Origin of the sequence: Amycolatopsis tucumanensis, assembly GCF_021654135.1 — a bacterium.
GTDB lineage: Bacteria > Actinomycetota > Actinomycetes > Mycobacteriales > Pseudonocardiaceae > Amycolatopsis_E > Amycolatopsis_E tucumanensis.
The window spans coordinates 52,179-62,257 of sequence record NZ_JAKGSD010000051.1 but is presented as its reverse complement, the minus strand read 5'-3'; the positions used below and the strand labels follow the sequence as shown (position 1 = coordinate 62,257).

Sequence of the window (10,079 nt, the reverse complement as noted above, 5' to 3'; positions counted from 1 at the left end):
TTTGTGCATATCACCTTGAGCCAGGGCCGCAAGGTTGGCATGGTCGGCCGCCGGTTGGCGGCCTGGGTTGCGGCCCTGGCTCAAGGTGATCGTTGCGTGTCAGGCGACGGGATGACCACCCGGCTCGGGTTTTGTTCAAAGCCCTGGCTTCGCGCCGCTCAGTCGGTGCGGTGCAGGATCAGGTTGCCCGGTTCCGGGGGTGTGTCAGTGATCTGGACCGCGTCGCTCAACGCCTCCAGTGCGGCCGGCACCGCATCGGGAGTGTCGGTGTGCAGCTCAAGCAACGGCTCCCCCGCCACCACCCGGTCACCGGGTTTGGCCAGGCACCGGACACCGGCCGCGTGCTGCACCGGGTCCTCCTTGCGCGCGCGGCCGGCACCCAGCCGCCAGGCAGCCACCCCGACGGCGTACGCGTCCAAAGCGGACAGATAACCCGACGACGGCGCAGCGAACACCGTGACGTGCCCCGGTTGCGGCAACGGCGCGGCAGGATCACCACCCTGAGCCGTGATCATCCGGCACCACGTCTCGTACGCCTCACCGGAGGCCAGCACCCGAGCCGGGTCCACCGAGATGTCCGCGAGCGCCAGCATCTCCCGCGCCAGGGCCACCGTCAGCTCGACCACGTCCGCCGGCCCGCCGCCCTGCAGCACCTCGACGGCCTCGGCGACCTCCACCGCATTCCCCACGGCGGACCCGAGCGGCGTGTTCATGTCCGTCAGCAAAGCGGTCGTCGCCACGCCGTGCGCCGAGCCGATCTCGACCAGCGTCCTGGCCAGCTCCAGCGCCTGCTCACGCGACTTCATGAACGCCCCGGACCCCGTCTTCACGTCCAGGACCAGGCCTGCCGAGCCCTCCGCGATCTTCTTGCTCATGATCGAGCTGGCGATCAACGGCACCGACTCGACCGTGCCCGTCACGTCCCGCAGCGCGTACAGCTTCCGGTCCGCCGGGGCCAACCCGGAGGTCGCCGCGCAGATCACCGCGCCGACCGAGTTCAGCTGCGCCGTGATCTCGCCGACCGACAGCGCGGCCCGCCAGCCGGGGATCGACTCCAGCTTGTCCAGCGTCCCGCCGGTGTGCCCCAGCCCCCGCCCGGAGAGCTGGGGCACCGCCGCGCCGCACGAGGCGACCAGCGGGGCCAGCGGCAAGGTGATCTTGTCGCCGACCCCGCCCGTCGAGTGCTTGTCCACCGTCGGCCGGTCCACGCGCAACGACAACCGCGAACCCGAGTCGATCATCGCGCCGGTCCAGGTCGCCGTCTCCCGCGCGTCCATCCCGCGCAGGAACACCGCCATCGCCAGCGCGGCCATCTGCTCCTCGGCCACCTCGCCACGCGTGTAGGCGTCCACGACCCAGCGGATCTGCTCGTCGCTCAGCGCGCCGCCGTCCCGCTTGGCCCGGATGACGTCGACCGCCGCAAACGCTTTCACGGCAGGTCCGCGGGACCGAACGCGTCCGGCAGCACCGAGGTCATCGGCAGGACCCCGGACGGGGTGTCCACCAGGCACGAACCGCCGCCCAGCTCGAACAGGATCTGCCGGCACCGGCCGCACGGCATCAGCAGATCACCGCTGCCGGACCGGCACGCCACCGCCACCAGGCGACCACCGCCGCTCAACCGCAACTGCCCGGCCATGGTGCACTCCGCGCACAACCCGAGCCCGTAGGAAGCGTTTTCCACGTTGCAGCCGACGACCACCCGGCCGTCGTCCACGAGCCCGGCCACGCCGACGTGCAGCCCCGAGTAGGGCGCGTACGCGCTCTTCGCCGCCTCGACGGCTTGAGCGCGCAACGCCTCCCAGTCGATCTCGCTCACTAGTCCCCCTCGCCACGCCGGTACCGGGCACCGCCGGCCTTCGGCGGCCGCAGCCGTTGCGACGCCACCGCCAGCACGATCAACGTCACCACGTGCGCGGTGTACGGGGTCAGCTCGCTCGGCAGCGTGTCGTTCGACCAGTAGATCCAGTACAGGACACCGGCGCCGACCACGCCGAGCGCGGCCGCGATCCACTGGCGGCGGATCAGCTGCACCACGACGATCACGAACAGCAGCAGCACCACGCCGTACAGCAGCGCGAGCACCGCCCGGCCACCGCCGGAGAGCTGCAGACCGTCCGCGTACCCGAACAGCGCCGCGCCGCCGAGCAGGCCACCCGGCCGCCAGTTGCCGAAGATCATCGCGGCCAGACCGATGTACCCGCGGCCGTTCGTCTGGTTCTCCAGGTAACCGCCACCGCCCTGCAGCAGCACCAGCGACGCGCCGCCCATACCGGCCAGGCCACCGGAGACCAGCACGCCCAGGTACTTGTGCGCGTACACGTTGATGCCCAGCGACTCGGCCGCCACCGGGTTCTCCCCGCACGACCGCAGCCGCAGCCCGAGCCGCGTCCGCCACAGCACCAGGTAGCTCACCGGCACCAGCAGGATCGCGATCATCGTCAGCGGCGCCACCCCGGTGACGAGCCCGTTGAGCAGGCCGGCCGCGTCCGAGATGAACACCCGCTGCTGGTCCTCCAGGTCGGTGAGCCAGTTCGACAGGAACGTCGCCGAGTAGGTGTCGAACGTCGGCACCGTCGGCGACTGCCGCGGGTTGCCGGACAACGGCTCGAAGATCAGCGTCGCCAGGTACTTGGCGACGCCGAGCCCGAGCAGGTTGATCGCCACACCGGAGACGATGTGGTTGACGTTGAACGTCACCGTCGCGATCGCGTGCAGCAGGCCGCCGAGCGCGCCGAACACGATCGCCGCGCCGAGGCCGGCCCACGGGCCGCCGTAGTAGGCGCCCCACGCCGCACCCCAGGTGCCGAGGATCATCATGCCCTCGAGCCCGATGTTGACCACGCCGCCGCGCTCGGACCACAGACCGCCGAGCGCGCACAGCAGGATCGGCAGCGCGAGCCGCAGCGCGGTCTGCGCGGTGTTGGTCGAGGTCAGCGTGTTGACCCCGGTCAGGTACGACGCGGTGGACAGCACCGCGACGATCCCGATCGCCCAGATGATCCCCCGCGCCCAGCCGGGGATCCGGCGCTTGCGCGGAGCGGGCGGCACGGTCAGCGGCGCCGCGGTTTCCGTCGCGAGACTCACACCGCACCCCCTTCACTCACCGAAGCGGGACGCCCGCCCGACAGCGCGCGGCCGACGCGGCGCTGCGCGGCGGCCAGGTCGGCCCGCTTCACGATCTCGTACGCCACGACGACCGACAGCACGATCGCGCCCTGCATGATCGTCGCGATCTCCTTCGGCACGTCGACCTGTTCCAGCGACACCGCCGACTTGTCCAGGAACGCCCACAGCAGCGCGCCGAGCGCGATGCCGCCGGGGTGGTTGCGGCCCAGCAGCGCGACCGCGATGCCGGTGAAGCCGTAGCCCTGGGTGGAGGTGATGGCGTAGGTGAAGTCGCGGCCGACCAGCTCGGGGACGGCGACCAGGCCGGCCACCGCGCCGGACAGCAGCATCGCGATCAACGTCATCTTCTTCGCGTTGACGCCACCCGCGGCCGCCGCCGTGGTCGACTCGCCGCTGGCGCGCAGCTCGAACCCGAACCGGGTGCGGTTGAGCATGAACCAGTAGGCGAACCCGATGACCGCGGCGATGATCACGAACCCGAACAGCTCGCCGCCGCCGATCGGGATGTTCGGCACCCGGCCTGACGGGGCGATCTCCTCGGTCTTGAGGTTGTTCCCGGTCAACACGCCGAACTGGTCGGGGTTGATCAGGAACGCCACGATGCCGCCGACGATCGCGTTGAGCATGATCGTCGAGATGACCTCGCTGACGCCGCGGGTCACCTTGAGGATCGCCGGCACCGCCGCGTAGATCGCGCCGGCCAGCGCCGCGACCAGGATGATGAAGACGACGTGGATCACCGGCGGCAGCACGAACGCCCCGCCGACGATCGCGGCGACGACGGCCGCGAAGCGGTACTGGCCCTCGACACCGATGTTGAACAGGTTCATCTGGAAGCCGATGGCCACCGCGAGCCCGGACAGGTAGTAGACCGTCGCCAGGTTCACCGTGTCCACGGCGGTGGTGCCCTTGAACAGCTGACCGATCATGGTGCCGTAGGCCTGCAGCGGATCGGCTCCGGAGATCAGCAGTGCGATCGAGCAGATCAGCACCGAGAAGACGATCGCCAGCAGGGGCGGCAGCACCTTGGTGCGCCAGGAGGTCACGCGGCTTCCTCCGCTCCGGTCATGGCAGAGCCCAGTTCCTGAGGTGTGACCGTGGCCGGGTCGGCCTCGCTCACCAGACGTCCGCGCAGCATGACGCGGATGGTGTCGGACAGGCCGATCAGCTCGTCGAGGTCGGCCGAGATCAGCAGCACCGCGAGGCCGTCGTGCCGGGCCTGGCGGATCTGCTCCCAGATCAGCGCCTGGGCGCCGACGTCGACGCCGCGGGTCGGGTGCGAGGCGATCAGCAGCACCGGGTTGCCGGACAGCTCGCGGCCGACGACCAGCTTCTGCTGGTTGCCGCCGGACAGGGCCGCCGCGGGCACCTCGATGCCGGGCGTGCGGACGTCGTACTCGGCGACGATCCGCTCGGTGTCCTTGCGGGCGCCGGGGATGTCGAGCAGCTGGCCCTTGGAGACCGGCCGCCGGGTCTGGTAGCCGAGGATCCGGTTGGCCCACAACGGTTGCGTGAGCAGCAGGCCGTGGCGGGTGCGGTCCTCGGGCACGTAGCCGATGCCGGCCTCCCGCCGGGCGAGCGTGCCGAGTCCGGTCAGGTCGCGCGCCGTGCCGTCGGCGTCGACCAGCTCGATCGACCCGCCGCTGGCCTTGCGCATGCCCATGATCGTCTCGACCAGTTCGGTCTGGCCGTTGCCCTCGACACCGGCGATGCCGAGCACCTCGCCCGCGTGCACGGTGAAGGTGATGTCGTCGAGCACCGCGCGCTCGGAGCCTTCGACGGTCAGCCGCAGACCGGACACGCGCAGCACGTCCCGGTCGGTGACCGTCGACTCGCGGGTCTCCGGGCTGGGCAGCTCGGACCCGACCATCATCTCCGCCAGCTCGCGCGAAGAGATCTTCTTCGGGTCGGCGGTGCCGACGGTGGTGCCGCGCCGGATCACGGTGACCGTGTCGGCGATCGCGCGGACCTCGTCGAGCTTGTGCGAAATGAAGATGAAGGTGAAGCCCTGCGCCTGCATGCCGCGCACCGTCTCGAACAGCGCGTCGACCTCCTGCGGCACGAGCACCGCGGTCGGCTCGTCGAGGATGACGATGCGCGCGCCGCGGTAGAGCACCTTCATGATCTCCACGCGCTGCCGGTCGGCGACGCCCAGCGTCTCGACCAGCGCGTCCAGCGGCGCGGACAGCCCGACCTGCTTCTCCAGCTCGGCCAGCTTCGCGCGCGCCGCGCGGCCGATGCCGTGCAGGTTCTCGGCGCCGAGCAGGACGTTCTCCCGCACGGTCAGGTTGTCGGCGAGCATGAAGTGCTGGTGCACCATGCCGATGCCGGCGCGGATCGCGTCCTGCGGGTTGCGCAGCCTGATCTGCTCGCCGTTGATCGCGATGGTGCCCTCGTCCGGCGGCTGCATGCCGTAGAGGATCTTCATCAGGGTGGACTTGCCGGCCCCGTTCTCGCCGCAGATGGCGTGGACCTCGCCCGACGCCACCGTCAGGTTGACGTCGGAGTTGGCGACCACGCCGGGAAAGCGCTTCGTGATGCCGCGCAGCTCGACGGCCGGTGGAGAGTTGGTCATGAGACCCCCGGAAACGGCGCACGGGGCCCGGGAAGGGATCACCCTCCCGAGCCCCGGACGCGGCTGGAAAAGATCTACTTCTGCGGCGTGGTCGGGACGGTGATCGCGCCCGAGATGATCGCCTGCTTGTAACCCTCGAGCTGCGGCTTGATGTCGTCGACCTTGCCACCGGAGGTGGAGTAGCCGACGCCGTCCACCGACAGGTCGAACCGCTTGGGCAGGGAGCTCAGCGTGTTGCTCGCCAGCGCCCGGATGTAGTCGTACACGGCCACGTCGACCCGCTTGAGCATGGAGGTCATGATGACGTCCTTGTACTCGGCGACGGTCGACTGGTTGTACTGGTCGGAGTCGACACCGATGGCGAGGCCCTTGGCCGCGCTCGCGGCCTGGAAGACGCCCTTGCCGGAGGCGCCTGCGGCCTGGTAGACCACGTCGGCGCCGGCGGAGAACTCGGCGGCGGCCTTGATGTTGCCCTTCGCCGGGTCCTGGAAACCGGTGTTGTCACCGGCCGGGGTCAGGTAGTCGCTGGTGATCTGCACCTTGTTCGACGCGGCCTTCGCGCCCGCGATGAAGCCGGCCTCGAACTTCTGGATCAGCGGGGTGTTCACGCCGCCGACGAAGCCCACGTGGCAGTTCTTGCTCTTGTAGACCGCCGCGACACCCACCAGGAAGGAGCCCTGCTCCTCGGAGAACACCAGCGGGGTGACGTTCGGCGCGGTCACCGAGTCGTCGTCCACGATGGCGAACTGGGTGTTCGGGAACTTCGGCGCGACGGCCTGCACGGCGCTCGCGTAGGCGAAGCCGATCGCCAGGATCGGGCTGTAGCCGTCCGCGGCCAGCTGGGTCAGGCGCTGCTCCTTGGCGGCCTCGTCCTCGGTCGGCGACGCGGTGCTCTCCCGGACGTCGGTGACGCCCATGTCGGCCTTGGCCTTGTCCACGCCCGCGGCGGCGGCGTCGTTGAACGACGCGTCACCACGGCCCCCGATGTCGAACGCGAGCGCGACCCGCAGCTTGCTGGCGTCGACCCGCTCGCCCGCGGCGCTCGAAGTCGTCGAAGCCGCGGTGGCCGCCGGCGCCTGTGCCGTGACGCAGGAACCGGCCGCGGCGTTGTCGTTGTTGCTGCTCCCGCTGGTGCCGGAGTCCTTCGCACACCCCGCCAGCGCGAGCGCCGCCGCCATGGCGGTGGCAGCCAGTGTGGTGGCACGCGTCTTACGCACCCTGTCTCTCCCTCCCCGCTGGTGTTCCAGCGGACCCGAGAACGACCCGGCTCATTGCCGGGCTCGACGGGCGAACGGTACCCGCCTGTGAGCAAATGGCCATGCCAGAGCCACAGCACGTAACCTAAATGTTTGCTTGTTCTCCGGCACGGCGACAGTTCAATCACATTGAGTCACGCCCACCCGACCGAGTGAGGGAGATTCACCTCACTTCGCGAAGTTTGACCGCCGTGCTAACGGGGATGAGACCTGCGACACGCAGAGGGTGTCTGGTCGATCACACACACCAACCACAGGTTGAGTGCGGTATGGCGAGCAGGTCTAGCATCCCCTTTATCCAAGCTCGATGGCCTTGAACACCCCGCCGGGGCGCCTGCGAAGTCCCAGGTGGACGCTCCCGCGGCCCGGTGGATTCGCAGGTCAGCCGGGCACAGTCCAACCACGACGTTGGAGGCCGTACACCGATGTCCACCACGGCGAGCACCGCCGCCGACCAGACGGCGGCGGAGGCGAGCGATCGGGCGGGTGCCTCACGCCGGAGCGGGACCTTCTACCGGGGCGACCCGGGCATGTGGTCCTGGGTCCTGCACCGGATCACGGGCGTGCTCACCTTCTTCTTCCTGTTCGTCCACGTCCTCGACACCGCGCTGGTCCGGGTTTCCCCCGACACGTACAACGAGGTCATCGAGACCTACAAGACCCCGCTGGTCAACCTCATGGAGGTCGGCCTGGTCGGCGCCGTGCTGTTCCACGCGCTGAACGGCATCCGGGTCATGCTGGTCGACTTCTGGTCGAAGGGCACCAAGTACCAGAAGCACATGCTGTGGACGGTCGCCGTCATCTGGGTGCTCGTCATGATCCCCGGTGCCATCGCGATGATGTGGCGCACGGTGTCGGAAATGTTCGGAGGCTGAGCGAGAGATGGCAACCGAGACCCTCGCACTCGACAAGCCGCGCTCGCCGCGGCGCCCCGCCGCCCGCCGCAGCAACTTCGAGCTCTACAGCTGGCTGTTCATGCGGATCTCCGGCCTCGCACTGGTCGTACTGGTGCTCGGCCACCTGTTCATCATGAACATCCTCGACGGCGGCGTGCACCGGATCAACTGGGGCTTCGTCGCAGGCCGCTGGTCCTCGCCGTTCTGGCAGTTCTGGGACCTGGCGATGCTGTGGCTGGCCCAGCTGCACGGCGGCAACGGCCTCCGGACGGTCATCGACGACTACGCGCGCAAGGACAGCACGCGCTTCTGGCTGAAGATCGTGCTCTACGTGTCGATGGTCATCATCCTGTTCGTGGGCACCCTGGTGATCTTCACCTTCGACCCCGACATGGCCGGCAGCTGACCCACCACCACCCGAGGAAGAAGCGGACATGCAGTTCCACAAGTACGACGTGGTGATCGTGGGCGCCGGTGGCGCCGGGATGCGCGCCGCCATCGAGGCGGGCCAGCGGGCCCGCACCGCGGTCCTCACCAAGCTCTACCCGACCCGCTCCCACACCGGCGCGGCTCAGGGCGGCATGTGCGCCGCCCTGGCCAACGTCGAGGAGGACAACTGGGAGTGGCACACCTTCGACACGGTCAAGGGCGGCGACTACCTGACCGACCAGGACGCGGCGGAGATCATGGCCAAGGAGGCCATCGACGCCGTGCTCGACCTGGAGAAGATGGGCCTGCCGTTCAACCGGACACCGGAAGGCAAGATCGACCAGCGCCGGTTCGGCGGGCACACCCGTGACCACGGCAAGGCCGCGGTGCGCCGGGCCTGCTACGCGGCCGACCGCACCGGTCACATGATCCTGCAGACGCTGTACCAGAACTGCGTCAAGCACGGGATCGAGTTCTTCAACGAGTTCTACGTGCTCGACATGATCACGACCGAGACCGAGAACGGGCCCGTCGCCACCGGCGCGGTCGCCTACGAGCTCGCGACCGGCGAGATCCACGTCTTCCAGGCGAAGGCCGTCGTGTTCGCCACCGGTGGCTTCGGCAAGGTCTTCAAGACCACGTCGAACGCGCACACCCTCACCGGCGACGGCATGGGCATCTACTACCGCAAGGGCCTGCCGCTGGAGGACATCGAGTTCTACCAGTTCCACCCGACCGGCCTGGCCGGCCTCGGCATCCTGCTCACGGAGGGCGCCCGCGGTGAGGGCGCGATCCTGCGCAACGCCTCGGGTGAGCGGTTCATGGAGCGCTACGCCCCCACCATCAAGGACCTCGCGCCGCGCGACATCGTCGCCCGGTCGATGGTCCTGGAGGTCCTCGAAGGCCGCGGCGCCGGCCCGCACAAGGACTACGTGCTCCTCGACTGCACCCACCTGGGCGCCGAGGTCCTGGAGACGAAGCTGCCGGACATCACCGAGTTCGCCCGCACCTACCTGGGTGTGGACCCGGTGAAGGAGCCGGTGCCGGTGTACCCGACCGCGCACTACGCGATGGGCGGCATTCCGACGAACGTGCACGGCGAGGCCCTGCTCGACAACGACACCGTCCTGCCCGGCGCCTACGCCGCCGGCGAGGTCGCGTGCGTGTCGGTGCACGGCGCGAACCGGCTGGGCACCAACTCGCTGCTGGACATCAACGTGTTCGGCCGCCGCGCCGGCATCGCCGCCGCCGAGTACGCCAACAACCACGACTTCGTCGAGCTGCCGGAGAACCCGGCCAAGATGGTCGAGGGCATGGTCGACCACCTGCGCACCGCGCACGGTGGCGAGCGGGTCGCGGACATCCGCACCGAGCTGCAGCAGACCATGGACACCAACGCGGCCGTGTACCGCACCGAGGACACGCTGAAGACCGCGCTGACCGACGTGCAGCGGCTCAAGGAGCGCTACGGCCGGATCTCGATCCAGGACAAGGGCAAGCGGTACAACACCGACCTGCTCGAGGCGATCGAGCTGGGCTTCCTGCTCGACCTGGCCGAGGCGCTGGTCAACGCGGCGCTGGCGCGCAAGGAGTCCCGCGGCGGGCACGCCCGCGAGGACTACCCGAACCGCGACGACGTCAACTTCATGCGGCACTCGATGTCGTACAAGATGCTGCCGGAAACGCCCGACCCGGACGCCCCGCTGGGCATCAACGGGTTCATGGCCGACATCCGGCTGGACTACAAGCCGGTGACCTTCACCCGGTACGAGCCGATGGAGCGGAAGTACTGAC

The 10,079-nt window shown here is 69.4% G+C and carries 9 protein-coding genes; 3 read left to right on the top strand and 6 right to left on the bottom strand.

The genetic code is table 11. The annotated features are described in order from the left end of the window. Positions 1-158: 158 nt before the first annotated feature. The 6 genes from L2C96_RS34945 to L2C96_RS34920 all read right to left on the bottom strand — a co-directional run bounded on the left by L2C96_RS34945 (position 159) and on the right by L2C96_RS34920 (position 6,882). Positions 159-1,433 carry a thymidine phosphorylase gene (locus tag L2C96_RS34945; RefSeq protein WP_237339217.1) on the bottom strand — a complete coding sequence of 425 codons (1,275 nt, stop codon included), beginning with the start codon at positions 1,431-1,433 and terminating at the stop codon, positions 159-161. Beyond that, positions 1,430-1,819, bottom strand: a complete 390-nt coding sequence (locus L2C96_RS34940; protein WP_020421796.1) for a cytidine deaminase — start codon at positions 1,817-1,819, stop codon at positions 1,430-1,432. The genes L2C96_RS34945 and L2C96_RS34940 overlap by 4 nt, the downstream gene beginning before the upstream one ends. Continuing rightward, entirely contained in the window at positions 1,819-3,087 is a 1,269-nt protein-coding gene (locus L2C96_RS34935; protein ID WP_020421795.1) for an ABC transporter permease, read from the bottom strand. The genes L2C96_RS34940 and L2C96_RS34935 overlap by 1 nt, the downstream gene beginning before the upstream one ends. Next, positions 3,084-4,175 (bottom strand): ABC transporter permease, encoded by a 1,092-nt coding sequence (locus L2C96_RS34930; protein WP_237339216.1) that lies wholly within the window; start codon positions 4,173-4,175, stop codon positions 3,084-3,086. The genes L2C96_RS34935 and L2C96_RS34930 overlap by 4 nt, the downstream gene beginning before the upstream one ends. Continuing rightward, complete coding sequence (locus tag L2C96_RS34925) at positions 4,172-5,704, bottom strand: ABC transporter ATP-binding protein (protein ID WP_017986772.1); 1,533 nt, start codon at positions 5,702-5,704, stop codon at positions 4,172-4,174. Before L2C96_RS34925 ends, L2C96_RS34930 begins: the two co-directional genes overlap by 4 nt. 74 nt (positions 5,705-5,778) lie before the next feature. Beyond that, positions 5,779-6,882, bottom strand: a complete 1,104-nt coding sequence (locus L2C96_RS34920; protein WP_237339220.1) for a BMP family lipoprotein — start codon at positions 6,880-6,882, stop codon at positions 5,779-5,781. A 503-nt stretch (positions 6,883-7,385) separates the two neighbouring features. On the opposite strand from L2C96_RS34920, the gene sdhC reads away from it, so the two are divergent. The 3 genes from sdhC to sdhA are packed head-to-tail and all read left to right on the top strand — an operon-like array spanning position 7,386 to position 10,078. Further along, the gene (gene sdhC / locus L2C96_RS34915) at positions 7,386-7,835 is read left to right on the top strand and encodes a succinate dehydrogenase, cytochrome b556 subunit (RefSeq protein ID WP_017986770.1); all 450 of its coding nucleotides are present in this window, start codon (positions 7,386-7,388) and stop codon (positions 7,833-7,835) included. A gap of 7 nt (positions 7,836-7,842) precedes the next feature. Next, complete coding sequence (locus L2C96_RS34910; protein ID WP_020421792.1) at positions 7,843-8,262, top strand: succinate dehydrogenase hydrophobic membrane anchor subunit; 420 nt, start codon at positions 7,843-7,845, stop codon at positions 8,260-8,262. Positions 8,263-8,290: 28 nt separating this feature from the next. Further along, positions 8,291-10,078 (top strand): succinate dehydrogenase flavoprotein subunit, encoded by a 1,788-nt coding sequence (sdhA, locus tag L2C96_RS34905; protein WP_020421791.1) that lies wholly within the window; start codon positions 8,291-8,293, stop codon positions 10,076-10,078. The last annotated feature ends 1 nt before the right edge of the window (position 10,079 follow it).